The following is a 15,565-nucleotide window of genomic DNA, read 5'->3' on the forward strand; positions in this document are numbered from 1 at the left end:
CCCCCTTACGCGTAAATGTCGGTCCAGAGCTCGGATACGTCCGGCTCGGGGCTGGTCTTCGCGAACTCGGCGGATTCGTTCACGATGGCCTTGATGTCCTTGTCGATGGCCTTCAGGTCATCGTCGGTGGCGTGGTTGCCGGTCAGCAGCAGGTCGCGCACATGCTCGATCGGGTCCTTTTCGGAACGCATCTTCTCCACCTCGTCCCGGGTCCGGTATTTCGCCGGGTCGGACATGGAGTGTCCGCGGTAACGGTAGGTGTTCATCTCGAGGATGTACGGACCCTTGCCCGCACGGCAATGCGCCACGGCCTTTTCGCCCGCGGCCTTCACCGCCAGCACGTCCATGCCGTCCACGGCCTCGCCCGCGATGCCGTAGGCCACGCCGCGTTCCCAGTAGGACGGCGACTTGGTCGAGCGTTTCACGCTCGTGCCCATGGCGTACTGGTTGTTCTCGATCACGAAGACGCAGGGCAGGTCCCACAGCTGGGCCATGTTGTACGTCTCGTACACCTGGCCCTGGTTCGCCGCGCCGTCGCCGAAATAGGCGAAGGTGACGTTGTCGTTGCCAAGGTACTTATCGGCGAAGGACAGGCCCGCACCGATCGGCACCTGCGCCGCGACGATGCCGTGGCCGCCATAGAAATGCTTCTCCTTGGAGAACATGTGCATGGAGCCGCCCTTGCCCTTCGAGTAGCCGCCCTCGCGGCCCGTCAGCTCGGCCATGACGCCGTTGGCGGACATGCCGCAGGCCAGCATGTGCCCGTGGTCGCGGTAGGAGGTGACGCGCTTGTCGCCTTCCTTGGCCGCGGCTTCCAAGCCGACGACGACCGCTTCCTGCCCGATGTAGAGGTGGCAGAAGCCGCCGATCAGGCCCATGCCATACAGCTGGCCGGCCTTCTCCTCGAAGCGACGGATCAGAAGCATGTCGCGGTAATAGCCAAGGAGTTCATCCTTGGAAACGTTGGGGATAGTGGCCGAATCTTTGGTGGCCATTGCGTCCTCCTCCACAGCAAGCGGATATAGTTTAGCCTTAAACTATCTCTATCGCATCATCCTGCGCGAGTGTAGCGCAAAATTGCACGTGGGGGAGTGTAGCGCGAATTCAGCGGATGACGATCTCATCCGGGCGGGTGTAGCCAAGAATGTCGCGGGCCTGCTGGTCCAGCAGATCAAGGTCCAGGTACTGGGTGGACAGACGGCGCGTCAGGTTCTGGATGTCGTCCAGCTGCGCCTGAAGGCGGTCGCGTTCCTGTTCCAGCTGTTCCGTCTGGGCGCGGATCTGCACCTGCTGGAACACGCCGTAATCGCCCTGCACGGCGGCGAACGTGAAATAAAGGCCGAGGGTGGCCAGGATCATGAAATAGACCGTGGCCCCAAGTGCGGGAGGTTTCGTCATCTGCTGCCCCAAACGCCTGTTGACCGGCGGTGCCTTGGTGATGCCACAATGGGGGGCGGCAGGCAAAGGGTTTCCCGGGCAGGCCGGGAAACGTCAGTGTCGTGCTGCCCCGGCGCACCGGGGCAGGAAGGGATCAGGCTTCGCCCTTGTAGATGGCGACCAGCTTGTTCAGCATCGCCAGCGCATCCTCGCGCGAACGCTGGAACGAGTTGCGGCCGATGATGGAGCCGTTGCCGCCGCCCGCAAGGATCGCGCGCGCGTCCTCGTAGACCGCATCCTCGCCCTTCGCGGCACCGCCCGAGAAGACGATGATCCGGCGACCGGCGAAGGAGGCCTGCACGCAGTGCTTCACCCGTGCGGCCATGTCCGACACGTCGATCTTCTGCGCGTCGTAGACCTTCTTGGCCTCCGGCTGCATGATGTGGTCGGTGGACAGCTTGATCTTGATGATGTGCGCGCCCAGCAGGGCCGCGACATGCGCGGCATAGGCGGCGACGTCGATGGCGGTTTCGCCTTCCTTGGTCACGGCTTCACCGCGCGGATAGGACCAGATCACGGTCGCGATGCCGCGGGCGGCCGCTTCCTTGCGCATCTCGACGATCTCCTCGAACATGTCCAAAGCCATGTCCGAACCCGGATAGATCGTGAAGCCGATGGCGGCGCAGCCCAGACGCGACGCGTCGTCGACCGAGGCGGTGATCGCTTGGTTCTTGCCGGCCGTGTCCGACATCAGCGAGTTGGCGGAGTTCACCTTCAGGATCGTCGGGATCTGACCCGCGAAGGTGTCGGCCCCGGCTTCCAGCGGGCCCAGGGGTGCTGCATAGGCCGAAAGGCCAGCGTCGATCGCCAGCTGGTAGTGATAGTGCGGATCATAGCCGTCCGCGTTCGGCGCGAAGCTGCGGGCGGGCCCGTGCTCGAAGCCCTGGTCGACCGGCAGGATGATCATCTTGCCGGTGCCACCCAGCTGGCCTTCCATCAGCATGCGGCACAGGTTGCCTTTCACGCCGGCGTTCTCGCCCTCGTAATTGGCAAGAATACGCTGGACGGTTGTGGATGCACGCATCGTCGACTCCTTGAAAAAATCCGCTTGGAAAGGTGTATGGGGCGGTGCGGGGCTTCGCAATCTTGGTCGCGCTAACATACCGACAAAGGATGATCTTTTTGCGAAACCCCCTAAGCGATCAGCCCAGCGCGGCGACGCCGGGCAGGGTCTTGCCTTCCATCCATTCAAGGAACGCGCCCCCGGCGGTGGAGATGTAGGTGAACCGGTCTGCGGCACCGGCTGCGTTCAGGGCGGCCACGGTGTCGCCGCCGCCCGCGACGGAGATCAGCTGTCCGGCCTCCGTCAGCTCCGCCGCCTTAGCGGCCGCGGCGTTGGTGGCAGCGTTGAAGGGCTCGATCTCGAACGCCCCAAGGGGGCCGTTCCAGATCAGCGTCTTGGCCTGCGCGAACACCATCGCGATGTGGGCGACGCTTTCGGGGCCGGCGTCCAGGATCATCGCGTCGGCGGGGCAGGCTTCGGCCGTGACGGTTTCGGACGCCGCACCCGCCTTGAATTCGCGCGCGACGACGACGTCGATCGGTAGGATCACCTGGCAGCCGGCCTTCTGCGCCTTCGCCAGGATCTCACGCGCGGTGTCGGCCATGTCGCGCTCGGCCAGGCTCTTGCCGACCTCGATCCCCTGCGCCACGAGGAAGGTGTTCGCCATCCCGCCGCCGATCACCAGATGATCGACCTTTTCCACGAGGTTGCCCAGCAGGTCCAGCTTCGTCGACACCTTGGCGCCGCCCACGACCGCGACGACGGGCCGCGTGGGCGCGCCAAGGGCGGCCTCCAGCGCCTTCAACTCCGCCTCCATCAGCCGCCCTGCGACGGAGGGCAGAAGATGCGCCACGCCTTCGGTCGATGCATGCGCCCGGTGCGCGGCCGAGAAGGCGTCGTTCACGTAAAGATCGCCAAGGGCGGCAAAGTTGCGGGCGAGTTCCGTGTCGTTCTGCTCCTCACCGGCGTGGAAGCGGGTGTTCTCCAGAAGGACGACCTCGCCCTCGCCCGCCTCGGCGATGGCGGCGCGGGCGTATTCGCCCACGCTGTCCTTGCCGAAGACGACGCGCAGGCCCAGCGCCTTTTCCAGTGCGGGGACCAGCGGCTTCAGGCTCATCTCCTCCACCACCTTGCCCTTCGGGCGGCCGAAATGGGCCAGAAGCACCGGCTTGCCGCCCGCCTGCACGATGTCGCGCACCGTGGGCACGATCTTTTCGATCCGGGTGGCGTCGGTCACGGTGCCGTTGTCCATCGGCACGTTGATGTCCACGCGCACCAGGACCGTCTTGTCCTGCAGGTCGACGTCGTCCAGCGTTTTCCAGGCCATGCGAAGCTCCTTATGGTTCGGCAACAAGTTGCACCGGGCACGGGATACGTCAACGGTGCCTTTTCACCGGCCCCTTCGCACATTAGGTTTGCCCCGAACCACAAAGGAGAGGCCGATGGCCGAGATCAAGGATCCCGAAAACACGATCATCATGACGCTGAAGGACGGCGACGTGATCATCCAGCTTCTGCCCGACGTGGCGCCCAAGCATGTGGAGCGGATGAAGGCGCTGGCCCGGGCCGGCGCGTACGACAACGTGGTGTTCCACCGCGTGATCGAAGGATTCATGGCCCAGACGGGCGACGTGGCCAACGGCAACGCCGAACAGGACTTCGACCTGCGCCGCGCGGGCACGGGCGGTTCGGACATGCCGGACCTGCCGGCCGAATTCTCCAAGGTGCCGCACGCGCGCGGATCCCTGGGCGCGGCCCGCTCGGCGAACCCGAACTCGGCCAACAGCCAGTTCTTCATCAACTTCGGCGACAACAACTTCCTGAACGGCCAGTACACCGTGTACGGCCAGGTCGTGTCGGGGATGGAGTTCGTGGACAAGATCGTCCGCGGCGAACCGCCGCAGAACCCCGACCGCATGATCCGCGTCCGCGTGGCCGCCGATGCGTAAGATCGTTCTGGCGGGGGGGCTCTCGCTGGTCGCCGGTGCGGCGCTGGCGCAGGAAGACGGACCGGGCCCGAACCTGGTCATCGACGTGGGCGGTCAGGGCGCGAACGGGCAGGTCGTGATCGACCTGCTGCCCGATGTGGCGCCGAAGAACGTGGCGCAAGTCGTGGCACTGGCGAAATCCGGCGAATACGACAACGTCGTGTTCCACCGCGTGATCGACGGCTTCATGGCGCAGACGGGCGACGTGCAGTTCGGCAAGGGCGAAGGCGCGGGCCGCGCCGGCACCGGCGGGTCGGCGCTTCCGGACCTTCCGGCCGAATTCTCGGACGTGCCGTTCACGCGCGGCGCGGTCGGTATGGCGCGGACGCAGGACCCGAACTCGGCCAACAGCCAGTTCTTCATCATGTTCGCGCCGGGCGATTTCCTGAATGGCCAGTACACGGTCATCGGGCATGTCATCAAAGGCATGGACGTGGTGGACGCCATCACGAAGGGGGAGCCGCCGCGCACCCCGGACCGTATGGTCCACGTGACGGTTCAGGAATAAGGAAAAGGCCCGCGCGATGCGGGCCTTTTCGTTTTCAGGGTGTCGCGATCAGTGCGCGGGGGCCGGCATTCCTGGGTTGGCCCGGTTCCACCGGATGGAGGACCAGAGCGCGATGCCGATCAGGCAGGCGCCGCCCAGACCCGTGATCACCTCGGGGATGTGCACGCCGGGGATGGCCTGGACGTACATGATCACCGACAGGATCAGGATGGCGTAGAACGCGCCGTGTTCCAGATAACGGTACTGCGCCAGCGTCCCGCGTTCGACCAGCATGATCGTCATGGACCGCACATACATCGCGCCGATGCCCAGACCGATGGCGATGATGAACAGGTTCTGCGTCAGCGCAAAGGCCCCGATCACCCCGTCGAACGAGAAGGAGGCGTCCAGCACCTCCAGATACAGGAAGGCGCCAAGGCCGCCGCGGGCCGCCGCACTGGCCGTTTCCTGCGACTTGTCGAGGAAGGCGCCCAGCACCTCCACCACGAGGAAGGTCACGAGACCGTAGACGCAGCAGATGATGAAGGTCGACCGCTCCGGCCCCTCGGGCACGAGGCGCGAGACGCCGAGCGAGACGAGGAGGACGAACGCGATCTCCATCCCCTTGATGGAGGAGTAGCGCTGCGCCCAGGTCTCGAAGCCCGGAACCCAGTGGACGTCCTTTTCATGGTCGAAGAAGAAGCTGAGCGCGACCATCATCAGGAAGGTGCCGCCGAACGCCGCGATGGGCATGTGGGCGTCGTGCATGATGGCGGCGTACTGCTCCGGCTCGGCCGCGGCCATGACGATGGCGGCCCAGGGGCCGACCTGCGCCGCGATCACAACGATCAGCAGAGGGAAGACGATCCGCATGCCGAAGACGGCGATCAGGATGCCCCAGGTCAGGAAGCGGCGCTGCCAGACCGGATCCATCGTCTTCAGCTTGTTGGCGTTGACGATGGCGTTGTCAAAGGAAAGGGAAATCTCCAGCACAGCCAGAACCGCGCAGATGAAGAAGATGGAGGCGGTGCCCTGAAGGGTGCCGGTGCTTTCCCAGCCCAGCCAGCCGCCAAGTGCCAGACCGATGACGGTCGCGACAAAGGCCCAGGTGAGGTAGGACAGGGTGGATTTCTGAACGGGATTCGTGGTCATGCACGCCCCCCGGTCGGGGCTGCAAAGAACAGCGATTGGGTCATTTCAATTACGTCCATGCGGCAGGAACGCATTTGTTGGTGCCGACATCACGTCGTTGCCGCATACTGACGCCAGAGGGGCCCGGTCACCAACGGCCCGTCACGGGCCTGTGACCGATGTAACGTGGCCGGGCGCATTCGGCAAGGTCAGACGCGGCGCGCCTCGGGCAGGGCGATGCGAGCGACCTGTTCGGAAATGGGTTCGACCAGCGCAGGATTGCGGGCGGAGTCGTGATCAGCGGGCGCACCGATGTCCTGCCACACACCGTTCTTGTAGATCTCCAGCGCGTTGTAATTGGCCTTGTAGCCCATCTTGCGGCTGCCCGGCACCCAGTAGCCGAGATAGACGTAAGGCAACCCTGCCTCGCGCGCGATGTTCACGTGATCAAGGATCAGGAACGAGCCGAGGCTGTTGTCCACGAGGTCGGGATCGTAGAAGGAATAGACCATGGACAGGCCGTCGTCGAACAGGTCCGTCAGGCAGACCGCGGCCAGCCCGTCATCCCCGCCATATTCGACCACGCGGCTGCGGATCGGAGTCTCCTCGATCATGGCCGCGAACTCGAAAATATCCATGTCGGCCATGCCGCCATCGGCGTGGCGGGCGTCCAGATAGCGGCGGAACAGGGCGTATTGATCCTCGGTCGCCCAAGGGGCGGTCGGGTTGCGCCGGAGATAGGCGTTGCGCTTCAGCACCCGGCGCTGCGTCCGGTTCGGCTGGAAGTCGGCCACACGGATGCGGGCGGACAGGCAGGCGCTGCAATCGGCGCAGGAGGGGCGATAAAGGACGTTCTGCGACCGGCGGAACCCCTGCTTCGACAGCCCGTCGTTCAGCCGCTGCGCGTGATCGCCCTGCAAAGCGGTGAAGAGCTTACGCTCCATCCGCCCGTCCAGATACGGGCAGGGCTGCGGCGCCGTGACGTAGAATTGCGGAGCGATGGGAAGGGTGTGACGCATGATGTCCCGGAAGAACGAATGACCGTAACGTAACGGTTTCACGGTCATTCGCCAAGGGAAACCGCGCTATTATGACGCACGATTGATGGCCACGGTCCCCAGTGCCAGATCGGTCAGGCCCTGACGGCGGCGCGTGGTCAGCATCAGCCCGATCGACAGAAGCTGCACCAGCATCGTGCCCATCGACAGCATGTAACCGGTGACATGCAAAAGCGCCTCGGTTCCGTTCAGCCGCTGGCCGTGCCGGTTCAGGAACTCGATCCCGAACAGGCGCATGCCCCAGGTGGCCGATCCGCGAGCCAAGGTCCACCAGCGATAGGCGAAGCCCACAGCGATGAACAGCAGCGGGTAGAAGAACAGGGCCGTGAAGGCGGTCAGCGGCACGATCACCAGCGTAACCAGAAAGATCAGGGTGATGTCGGCCAGCCAAGCCAGCCCGCGCCGCGCCGTGACGCCGTCATAAAGCTCGGCATGGCGGTCGGGGTCGGGCAGGGCGTCCATCAGGGTCGCGTCGGTCATCGGTCCTCCGGGGGGGAAGGGGCGGCCCGAAGGCCGCCGGTGTCAGTTGGTTTCCGCGGGCGTGATGTCGCGGGTGCGGGCGCGTTCGGACATGAAGGCGTCGAACTCCTGCTTGTCCTTGGCTTCGCGCAGGCGCTTCAGGAAGCCTTCGAAGGCCATCTGCTCGTCTTCAAGACGCTTCAGCGTGTCCTGCTTGTAGGCGTCGAAGGCGGCGTTTCCGCTGGGCTTGGCGGCGTTGAAGATGTTGGCGGCGCGGCGGCCGCACGAACCGTTGCGGGTGAACATGCGTTTTCTCCAGATCATGTAGGCAAGAAGGGCAAGGCCGACAGGCCAGACAAGGATGAAGCCGAGGATGGTGGCGGCGATCCAAGCCGCGCGGCCACGGGCGTCCAGCCACTCCTCGGCCCTGCGGGGCCAAGTGAGCAGGCCGCCGGGGGCGACCGTCGAAGATAGGTTCATGCGAGCGTCTCCGGTTGGGGCGGTGATGTGAACGGGTTTCACATGATGGGATATCGGGAGGACGCGCCCCATCATCAAGAGGGTATGTTAAAGATATTTACATACCCGTCCCGCCTTGCCGGACAGGTTCAAGGCGCCGATACTGCCCGGATGGACATCAAACGCCTTCCGCTGGAACACGACCCCGCCGTCGCGGCCGAGATCCGCGACCGCTTCACCGATCAGGCCGAGCGGGAGCTTCTGGCCCGCGCGGCCAGCGCGAGCCCTTATCTGAAGGACCTGCTGCGCCGCGAAGGGGACTGGCTGCGCGGCGCGCTGCCCGATGCGGACGCCGCCCTTGCCGCCGAACTGGCGCGGGACGCCGACCTGACCGCCTTGCCCGCCACGCTGCGCGAGATGAAGCGGCGGGTGGCCCTGCTGACCGCGCTGGCCGATCTGGGTGGCACATGGGATTTGGAGCGGGTGACGGGCGCGCTGAGCGATCTGGCCGACCGGGCGGTGGACCTGTGCGTCCGGCGGCTGGTGGAGGCGGAAGTGCGGCGCGGCAAGCTGCCCTCGGCCGATGCGGGGGGCGGGATGGTCGTGCTGGCGATGGGCAAGACCGGCGCGCGCGAGTTGAACTATTCCTCGGACATCGACCTGATCTGTCTGTTCGACGAAACCCGGCACGACGACTGGCAGGAGGCGCGGAGTGCTTTCATCCGCGTGACGCGGCGCATGACGGCGATCCTGTCGGACGTGACGGACGGCTACGTGTTCCGCACCGACCTGCGCCTGCGCCCCGACGCGGCCGTGACGCCGGTCTGCCTGTCGATGGGCGCGGCCGAAAGCTATTACGAAAGCGAGGGGCGGACGTGGGAGCGGGCGGCCTTCATCAAGGCGCGCCCCTGCGGTGGCGATCTGGAGGCGGGGGAGCGGTTCCTGACCACGCTGAGGCCCTTCGTCTGGCGCAAGCATCTGGATTTCGCGACGATCGAGGACACGCATGACATGCGCACCCGCATCCGCGACCACCGCGGCCTGCATGGCCCCCTGAAGGTGGAAGGCCACGATCTGAAACTGGGCCAGGGCGGCATCCGCGACATCGAGTTCTTCACCCAGACCCGCCAGCTGATCGCGGGCGGGCGCGATCCGTCGCTGCGGTCCCGCACCACCGTGGGCGGGCTGGCGGCTTTGGCCGAGGCGGGCTGGATCGGGTCGCCGACCGCCGTGGAACTGACGGATCTGTACCGCGCGCATCGGGAGATGGAGCATCGATTGCAGATGGTCGCGGACCAGCAGACCCACCGCATTCCGGCCGAACCGGACGCCTTCGCCCGCGTGGCCCGGCTGGCGGGGCAGGAACCGGACGCCTTCCGCGACACGATGCTGGACCGCCTGACCCGCACGGCCGAGCGGACGGAGGCCTTCTTCACCCCCACCGACGCGCCCGAGGAGCCGGACCTCGACCCCCGCACGCGCGAGATCGTGGCGCGGTGGCAGGGGTATCCCGCGTTGCGATCGTCGCGCGCGCGGACGATCTTCCGACGGCTGCGGCCGCAGCTTCTGGCGGAACTGCAAAAGGCGCGCGACCCGGACGAGGCGCTGCTGTCGCTGGACGGCTTCCTGCGCGGGCTGCCGGCGGGGGTGCAGATCTTCTCGCTGTTCGAGGCGAACCCGCAGCTGGTGGATCTGATCGTCAACATCGCCTCGGTCGCGCCGGATCTGGCGCGGTATCTGTCGCAGCATTCGGGCGTGCTGGACGCGGTGATCGGCGGGCACTTCTTTGAGGCTTGGCCGAGCGTGCCCGCGCTTCAGGCCGATCTGGCGCGTCAACTGGACCGCGCGGCCGATTACGAAGGCAAGCTGGACACCGCGCGCCGCTGGATGAAGGAGCGGCACTTCCGCATCGGCGTGCACCACCTGCGCGGGCTGGCCACGGCCGAGCAGGTGGGCCGCGAATATGCGGATCTGGCACGGGCGGTAATTGGGGCGTTGTGGCCAGCGGTGGTGGAGGAGTTCGCCCGCCGCCACGGCCCGCAGCCCGGCCGCGGCGCGGTGGTGCTGGGCATGGGCAGCCTTGGCGCCGGGCGGATGCACGCGCGGTCGGACATCGACCTGATCGTCATCTATGACAATGGAAGCGATGCGGAAAGTTCGGGCCTCAAACCATTGTCCGCGCAGGCTTATTACTCGCGTCTGACGCAGGCGCTTCTGACGGCGCTGACCGCGCGCACCGCCGAGGGTGCGCTCTATGCGGCCGACATGCGGCTGCGGCCGTCGGGGCGGCAAGGGCCGCTTGCGACGTCCATCGGGGCGTTCCGCACCTATCAGATGGACGCCGCCTGGACGTGGGAGCATCTGGCCCTGACACGTGCCGACCCTCTGGCGGGGCCGCCGGATCTGATGGCCGATGTGGAGGCGCTGCGCCGGGAGGTGCTGCGCGTCCGAGGCCGGGATCCCCGCGTCGCGGCGGATGTGGCGGACATGCGGCGCCGTCTGGCGACGGCCAAACCCTTGCGTTCCCCTTGGGACGCGCGGAACGGCACCGGCCGCCTGATGGACCTGGAGCTGATGGGGGAGTTTCTGACACTGACGCGCGGTGGCGCCGAACGCAGCCTGCGCGCACAGCTGGAGGCCGGGGGGCCGGAACTGGAGGCGGCCGACAGCCTGTTCTGGCGTCTTCAGGCGGCCTCGCGCCTGCTGTCGCCGGATCCGCTGCATCCCGATGTTCTGGGCGAAGGCGGGCGGACGTTCCTGCAGCGCGAGATGGGCGACGTGGACGCGCTGACGGAGGAGATCGAACACCGCGCCGCCGAGGTGGGCGCGGCGTTCGACCGATGGCTCAACGCAGGGCCGCCGCTTCGCGCGCCAGCGCCGTGATGCCGTCCCAGTCGCCCGCCAGCATGCGGTCCTTGGGAGCGACCCAGCTGCCGCCCACGCAAAGAACGTTCGACAAGCCAAGGTAATCCTTGGCATTCTTCAAAGACACGCCCCCCGTAGGGCAGAAGGACACCTGCGGGATGGGGGCGCCGATCGCCTTCACCGCCGGCGCGCCGCCGGAGCTTTCGGCCGGGAAGAACTTCTGCACGGTGTAGCCGCGTTCCAGCAGGGTCAGCACCTCGGTCGCGGTGGCGGCGCCGGGCAGAAGGGCCAGGCCTTCCTCCTCGCACGCCGCGATGATGCGGTCAGTGGCGCCGGGCGACACGCCGAAGGTGGCGCCCGCGGCCTTGGCGGCCTTCACGTCGGCGGGCGTCAGCAGGGTGCCGGCGCCGACGATGCCGCCCTCCACCTCGGCCATGGCGCGGATGACGTCCAGCGCCGCGGGGGTGCGCAGCGTCACCTCCAGCGCCGGAAGGCCGCCCGCGACCAGCGCGCGGGCCAGCGGCGCGGCGTGCGCCACGTCGTCGATCACCAGAACCGGGATCACGGCCGCGCGGCGGCAGATTTCGGCAGAGCGGGCGCTTTGTTCAGCTGGGGTCATGAGATCCTCATACGACGACGGCCGCGCCTTCGGTGGCGTTGCCCACATTTTGGCGGAAGGTTTCGAACAGTTCGCGCCCGATGCCGAAGCGGTTGGCGGTCAGATCGGCCACCACCGGCTCCCGCGTCTCGAAGTCCGGTTCCAGGATGTCGATCCGGCCAGACACCGCGTCGACGCGCATCCGGTCGCCGTCGCGCACGCGGGCCAGCGGGCCGCCCTGCGCCGCTTCGGGCGAAACGTGGATCGCGGCGGGCACCTTGCCGGACGCGCCGGACATGCGGCCATCCGTCACCAGCGCCACCTTCAGCCCCCGATCCTGCAGCACCGACAGCACGGGCGTCAGCGAATGCAACTCGGGCATGCCGTTGGCGCGCGGGCCCTGGAAGCGGACGACCACGATCGTGTCTTCCGTGAACTCTCCGGCGCGGAAGGCGGCCTTCACCTCCTCCTGCTCGCGGAAGACGCGGACCTTGGCTTCGATCACGTGACGCTCGGGCGCCACGGCAGAGATCTTCATGACGCCTCGGCCCACATTACCGGCCAGCTGCTTCAGCCCGCCCGTTTTCTGGAACGGGTCGGAGGCGGGGCGGAGGATCTTGTCGTTGCTGCTGTCTACCGGGCCGTCGACCCATCTCAGTTCGCCATCGACCAGCTTCGGTTCGTGACGGTAGGGCTGCAGGCCGTCGCCCATGACGGTCTTCACATCCTCATGCAGAAGGCCCGCGTCCAGAAGCTGCCCGATCATGTAGCCGAGGCCGCCGGCCGCGTGGAAGTGGTTCACGTCCGCCAGACCGTTCGGATAAACCTTCGCCATCAGCGGCACGGCCGAGGAGATATCCTCAAAATCCTCAAGGTCCAGAAGCACGCCCGAGGCGCGCGCCATGGCCGGCATGTGCAGGACGAGGTTGGTGGACCCGCCCGTCGCCATCAGGCCGACGATGCCGTTCACATAGGCGCGTTCGTCCAGGATCTCCGACACCGGGCCATAGGCGTTGCCCAGCGCGGTGATGGCGGCGGCGCGTTCAACGGCGGCCGTGGTCAGCGCCTCGCGCAGCGGGGTGTAGGGGTTCACGAAGCTGGCGCCCGGCAGGTGCAGGCCCATGAACTCCATCAGCATCTGGTTGGAGTTCGCGGTGCCGTAGAAGGTGCAGGTGCCGGGGCCGTGGTAGGAGGCCATCTCGGCCGCCATCAGCTCGTTCCGGCCAATCTCTCCGGCGGCGAAGCGGTTGCGGACCTTCGACTTCTCGTCGTTGGGCAGGCCGGAGGTCATGGGACCGCCCGGCACGAAGACCGCCGGGATGTAGCCGAAGGTGGAGGCCGCGATCACGAGGCCGGGCACGATCTTGTCGCAGATCCCCAGATACAGGGACGAATCGAACACGTTGTGCGACATGGCAACACCGGCCGCCAACGCGATGACATCGCGAGAGAAAAGCGAAAGCTCCATCCCCGTCTGGCCTTGGGTCACGCCGTCGCACATGGCGGGCACGCCGCCGGCCACCTGCGCCGTGGCGCCGACGCGGCGCGCGGCCTCGCGGATGTGCTCGGGGTAGTGCTCATAGACGCGGTGGGCCGACAGCATGTCGTTGTAGGCCGTCACGATGCCGATGTTCGGTGCGCGGCCTTCGACCAGCGCGGGCTTGTCATCCTCCATCGCGGCATAGGCGTGGGCCTGGTTGCCACAGGTCAGGTGGGCGCGGTGCGGGCTTTCGCTGGCGGCGGCGGCCATGCGCGCCAGATAATCGGCGCGCGTCTTCGCGGAACGCTCGCGGATGCGGTCGGTCACGCGGGCTAGGGTGCTGTTCAGGGTCATGGGTCAACCACCTCTGGCTTGTCCGGCTAACATGGGACATCCGCCGGGGTTGTCCAAGGTGGTAGCGGTAACTTCGCCCAAAAGAAAGACCTTCCGCGAAGAAGGGTTGCGCGATGCGCATGGCGGGACTGCCCAATCGTGCCATGCAAACGCGCGGCCCCTCGGCTACATGATCGGAAGACGCCACATGACAAGGAGAGGTTCCCATGACCTCGCAACAGCACCAAGAGATCCTCCGCCAGGCCGAGCGCGACCGCGTGGCCTTCCTGCGCACCCAGGGCGACCGCTTCTTCGCGGTGATCCGTGAAGTCTTCGCCGCAAAAGGCGATGCGAAAACCGCCTGAGGCCTTCCGTCACGGGCGGGAACAGGGTAGATCGCGGGCATGACCCAGTCCGATCTTCCCACCCGCCCGACCGTCCGTCTTCGCCCCAAGGCGGAGGCCCGCGCCATCCGTCACGGCTTCCCGTGGGTCTATGCCGACGAGCTGGTGACCGACCGCCGCACGCAGGCGCTGCCCGCCGGGGCGCTGGCCGTTCTGGAGGACGGGGAGCGTCGTCCGCTGGGCCTCGTCACCGTCAACACCGCCTCGCGCATCATCGCGCGGATGCTGGACCGCGATCCGGATGCCGTGATTGATGCGGACTGGTTCCGGGTCCGCCTGCGCCGTGCGCTGTCGCTGCGCGAACGGCTGTTCGCCGAACCCTTCTATCGCCTTGTCCATGCCGAGGCTGACGGCCTTCCCGGCATCATCATCGACCGCTTCGGCGACGCCGCCGTGATCCAGCCCAACGCGGCCTGGGCCGAGGCGCATATCGACGCGCTGGCCGAGGCGCTGGCCGATGTGACCGAAGTGACTCGGATCGTGAAGAACGGGTCCGGGCGGTCGCGCGGGCTGGAAGGGCTGGCCGAGGAACTGGTGACGCTGCGCGGCGCGATCGACGCGCCGATCCCGGTGCCCATGAACGGCGCGACCTACATGGCCGATCTGGTGGGCGGTCAGAAGACGGGCCTGTTCTTCGACCAGCGTCCGAACCATGCCTTCGCCGCGTCCTTGGCGCGGGACGCGTCGGTGCTGGACGTCTTCACCCATGTGGGCGGGTTCGCCTTGGCCGCACTTGCGGGTGGCGCGTCTTCGGCGCTGGCCGTCGACGCCTCTGCCCCCGCGCTGGCGCTGGCGACCGAAGGGGCCAGGGCAGGCGGCGTGGCGGATCGGTTCACGACCCGTCAGGGCGACGCCTTCGACGTGCTGGAGGCTTTGGGCCAGGAAGGCGCGCAGTTCGATCTGGTGATCTGCGATCCGCCCGCCTTTGCCCCGTCCAAGCCCGCGCTGGAGGCGGGGTTGCGCGCGTATGAGCGGATCGCACGTCTTGCTGCGCCGTTGGTGGCGCCGGGCGGGTATCTGGTGCTCTGCTCCTGCTCTCACGCGGCCGACCTGTCCAACTTCCGCAATGCCAGCGCGCGCGGCATCGGGCGTGGGGGGCGGCGCGGGCAGCTGATCCACACCGGCTTTGCCGGGCCGGACCATCCCATGCTGCCGCAGCTGGCGGAAAGCGGCTACCTCAAGGCGCTGTTCTTCCGGCTGGATGGATGAGGGCGGTCCTCGACACCTGCGTCATCTTTCCGCCGGTCCTGCGCGACGTGCTGCTGAGCGTGGCGGCGCGGGGCGTCTATCAGCCCCTGTGGTCCGAGCGTATTCTTGAGGAATGGGCCCGGGCCGCCCGCCGCCACGGGCAGGAGGACGCGGTGCGCCAGGCGGCCGCCGCCATGAACGCGCAGTTCGGAGGCGCCATGGTCGCCCCCCGTCCGGGGCTGGAGGCGCGGCTGCATCTGCCCGATCCCGACGACATCCACGTGCTGGCCACGGCCATCGCCGGCAGCGCCGACATCATCATCACCGTGAACGCGAGCGACTTTCCCCAGCACGTCCTGCGGGCCGAGGGGGTGGAGCGGCGCGATCCGGACGGCCTTCTGTGGGAAATATGGTCGCACCATCCGGGCCCCGTGGCCGACGCGGTGGCGCAGGTGCACGGGCGGGCCGAGGCGATGTCGGGCGCCCCGGTATCCCGCAAGGCGCTGCTGAAGCGCGCCGGCCTGCCACGGCTCGCCAAGGCGCTGGAAGGTCAGAAGGGCGGCGCCAGCGCCTGAACCTCGGCCAGGCGCTGGCGCCCCTCCGCGTCGTTTATTAAACCCTAACCGCCCCCCCCCCAGCTTTAGCGCCGCCCCGCCTATTCGGCCATGGTGTCTC

The 15,565-nt window shown here is 67.2% G+C and carries 16 protein-coding genes; 6 read left to right on the forward strand and 10 right to left on the reverse strand.

The window, feature by feature from the left end; all coding sequences use genetic code 11:
* Window positions 1–5: 5 nt before the first annotated feature.
* The 4 genes from pdhA to PIJ50_RS06545 all read right to left on the reverse strand — a co-directional run bounded on the left by pdhA (window position 6) and on the right by PIJ50_RS06545 (window position 3,767).
* A complete protein-coding gene (pdhA, locus tag PIJ50_RS06530) occupies window positions 6–995 on the reverse strand; it encodes a pyruvate dehydrogenase (acetyl-transferring) E1 component subunit alpha (RefSeq protein WP_271973770.1) in 990 nt (329 codons plus the stop codon).
* 109 nt (window positions 996–1,104) lie between these two features.
* Window positions 1,105–1,398, reverse strand: a complete 294-nt coding sequence (locus PIJ50_RS06535) for an FtsB family cell division protein (RefSeq protein WP_271973772.1) — start codon at window positions 1,396–1,398, stop codon at window positions 1,105–1,107.
* A gap of 133 nt (window positions 1,399–1,531) precedes the next feature.
* Window positions 1,532–2,461 (reverse strand): class I fructose-bisphosphate aldolase, encoded by a 930-nt coding sequence (locus tag PIJ50_RS06540; RefSeq protein WP_271973774.1) that lies wholly within the window; start codon window positions 2,459–2,461, stop codon window positions 1,532–1,534.
* A 118-nt stretch (window positions 2,462–2,579) separates the two neighbouring features.
* On the reverse strand, window positions 2,580–3,767 hold the full coding sequence (locus PIJ50_RS06545; RefSeq protein WP_271973776.1) for a phosphoglycerate kinase: 1,188 nt from the start codon (window positions 3,765–3,767) through the stop codon (window positions 2,580–2,582).
* 115 nt (window positions 3,768–3,882) lie between these two features.
* On the opposite strand from PIJ50_RS06545, the gene PIJ50_RS06550 reads away from it, so the two are divergent.
* Both PIJ50_RS06550 and PIJ50_RS06555 read left to right on the forward strand, forming a co-directional pair.
* A complete protein-coding gene (locus tag PIJ50_RS06550; protein WP_271973778.1) occupies window positions 3,883–4,389 on the forward strand; it encodes a peptidylprolyl isomerase in 507 nt (168 codons plus the stop codon).
* Window positions 4,382–4,936: a peptidylprolyl isomerase gene (locus tag PIJ50_RS06555; protein WP_271973780.1), complete on the forward strand. Its 555-nt coding sequence runs from the start codon at window positions 4,382–4,384 to the stop codon at window positions 4,934–4,936. Before PIJ50_RS06550 ends, PIJ50_RS06555 begins: the two co-directional genes overlap by 8 nt.
* A 48-nt stretch (window positions 4,937–4,984) precedes the next feature.
* On the opposite strand, the gene PIJ50_RS06560 is transcribed toward PIJ50_RS06555, so the two are convergent.
* From PIJ50_RS06560 to PIJ50_RS06575, 4 genes are all read right to left on the reverse strand, one after another.
* Window positions 4,985–6,067, reverse strand: coding sequence for a DUF475 domain-containing protein (locus PIJ50_RS06560; RefSeq protein WP_271973782.1), 1,083 nt, complete (start codon window positions 6,065–6,067; stop codon window positions 4,985–4,987).
* Between the two features lie 188 nt (window positions 6,068–6,255).
* Window positions 6,256–7,065: an arginyltransferase gene (locus PIJ50_RS06565; RefSeq protein ID WP_271973783.1), complete on the reverse strand. Its 810-nt coding sequence runs from the start codon at window positions 7,063–7,065 to the stop codon at window positions 6,256–6,258.
* Between the two features lie 69 nt (window positions 7,066–7,134).
* Window positions 7,135–7,584: an RDD family protein gene (locus PIJ50_RS06570; protein ID WP_271973784.1), complete on the reverse strand. Its 450-nt coding sequence runs from the start codon at window positions 7,582–7,584 to the stop codon at window positions 7,135–7,137.
* Between the two features lie 42 nt (window positions 7,585–7,626).
* Window positions 7,627–8,043, reverse strand: a complete 417-nt coding sequence (locus tag PIJ50_RS06575; protein ID WP_271973786.1) for a DUF2852 domain-containing protein — start codon at window positions 8,041–8,043, stop codon at window positions 7,627–7,629.
* Window positions 8,044–8,193: 150 nt separating this feature from the next.
* On the opposite strand from PIJ50_RS06575, the gene PIJ50_RS06580 reads away from it, so the two are divergent.
* Window positions 8,194–10,905: a [protein-PII] uridylyltransferase family protein gene (locus PIJ50_RS06580; RefSeq protein WP_271973788.1), complete on the forward strand. Its 2,712-nt coding sequence runs from the start codon at window positions 8,194–8,196 to the stop codon at window positions 10,903–10,905.
* Here the strand turns inward: PIJ50_RS06580 and eda are convergent.
* Window positions 10,868–11,506, reverse strand: a complete 639-nt coding sequence (gene eda / locus PIJ50_RS06585; protein ID WP_271973790.1) for a bifunctional 4-hydroxy-2-oxoglutarate aldolase/2-dehydro-3-deoxy-phosphogluconate aldolase — start codon at window positions 11,504–11,506, stop codon at window positions 10,868–10,870. The genes PIJ50_RS06580 and eda overlap by 38 nt on opposite strands.
* A gap of 7 nt (window positions 11,507–11,513) precedes the next feature.
* Window positions 11,514–13,319 (reverse strand): phosphogluconate dehydratase, encoded by a 1,806-nt coding sequence (gene edd / locus PIJ50_RS06590; protein WP_271973791.1) that lies wholly within the window; start codon window positions 13,317–13,319, stop codon window positions 11,514–11,516.
* 206 nt (window positions 13,320–13,525) lie between these two features.
* Here edd and PIJ50_RS06595 point away from each other — a divergent pair, with 206 nt between their 5' ends.
* The 3 genes from PIJ50_RS06595 to PIJ50_RS06605 are packed head-to-tail and all read left to right on the forward strand — an operon-like array spanning window position 13,526 to window position 15,465.
* Window positions 13,526–13,663, forward strand: a complete 138-nt coding sequence (locus PIJ50_RS06595) for a hypothetical protein (protein WP_271973793.1) — start codon at window positions 13,526–13,528, stop codon at window positions 13,661–13,663.
* 39 nt (window positions 13,664–13,702) lie between these two features.
* Complete coding sequence (locus PIJ50_RS06600; protein WP_271973795.1) at window positions 13,703–14,911, forward strand: RSP_2647 family RNA methyltransferase; 1,209 nt, start codon at window positions 13,703–13,705, stop codon at window positions 14,909–14,911.
* Complete coding sequence (locus tag PIJ50_RS06605) at window positions 14,908–15,465, forward strand: RSP_2648 family PIN domain-containing protein (RefSeq protein ID WP_271973798.1); 558 nt, start codon at window positions 14,908–14,910, stop codon at window positions 15,463–15,465. The genes PIJ50_RS06600 and PIJ50_RS06605 overlap by 4 nt, the downstream gene beginning before the upstream one ends.
* Window positions 15,466–15,565: the final 100 nt, after the last annotated feature.

It is taken from the genome of Falsirhodobacter sp. 20TX0035 (assembly GCF_028307215.1).
Lineage (GTDB): Bacteria > Pseudomonadota > Alphaproteobacteria > Rhodobacterales > Rhodobacteraceae > Falsirhodobacter.

Coding starts and splice junctions, on each gene's coding strand:
- PIJ50_RS06560 (WP_271973782.1), bottom strand. CDS start 6,067: ATGACCACGAATCCCGTTCAGAAATCCACCCTGTCCTACCTCACCTGG.
- PIJ50_RS06550 (WP_271973778.1), top strand. CDS start 3,883: ATGGCCGAGATCAAGGATCCCGAAAACACGATCATCATGACGCTGAAG.
- eda (WP_271973790.1), bottom strand. CDS start 11,506: ATGACCCCAGCTGAACAAAGCGCCCGCTCTGCCGAAATCTGCCGCCGC.
- PIJ50_RS06575 (WP_271973786.1), bottom strand. CDS start 8,043: ATGAACCTATCTTCGACGGTCGCCCCCGGCGGCCTGCTCACTTGGCCC.
- PIJ50_RS06555 (WP_271973780.1), top strand. CDS start 4,382: ATGCGTAAGATCGTTCTGGCGGGGGGGCTCTCGCTGGTCGCCGGTGCG.
- pdhA (WP_271973770.1), bottom strand. CDS start 995: ATGGCCACCAAAGATTCGGCCACTATCCCCAACGTTTCCAAGGATGAA.
- PIJ50_RS06540 (WP_271973774.1), bottom strand. CDS start 2,461: ATGCGTGCATCCACAACCGTCCAGCGTATTCTTGCCAATTACGAGGGC.
- PIJ50_RS06605 (WP_271973798.1), top strand. CDS start 14,908: ATGAGGGCGGTCCTCGACACCTGCGTCATCTTTCCGCCGGTCCTGCGC.
- edd (WP_271973791.1), bottom strand. CDS start 13,319: ATGACCCTGAACAGCACCCTAGCCCGCGTGACCGACCGCATCCGCGAG.
- PIJ50_RS06580 (WP_271973788.1), top strand. CDS start 8,194: ATGGACATCAAACGCCTTCCGCTGGAACACGACCCCGCCGTCGCGGCC.
- PIJ50_RS06570 (WP_271973784.1), bottom strand. CDS start 7,584: ATGACCGACGCGACCCTGATGGACGCCCTGCCCGACCCCGACCGCCAT.
- PIJ50_RS06545 (WP_271973776.1), bottom strand. CDS start 3,767: ATGGCCTGGAAAACGCTGGACGACGTCGACCTGCAGGACAAGACGGTC.
- PIJ50_RS06565 (WP_271973783.1), bottom strand. CDS start 7,065: ATGCGTCACACCCTTCCCATCGCTCCGCAATTCTACGTCACGGCGCCG.
- PIJ50_RS06600 (WP_271973795.1), top strand. CDS start 13,703: ATGACCCAGTCCGATCTTCCCACCCGCCCGACCGTCCGTCTTCGCCCC.
- PIJ50_RS06595 (WP_271973793.1), top strand. CDS start 13,526: ATGACCTCGCAACAGCACCAAGAGATCCTCCGCCAGGCCGAGCGCGAC.
- PIJ50_RS06535 (WP_271973772.1), bottom strand. CDS start 1,398: ATGACGAAACCTCCCGCACTTGGGGCCACGGTCTATTTCATGATCCTG.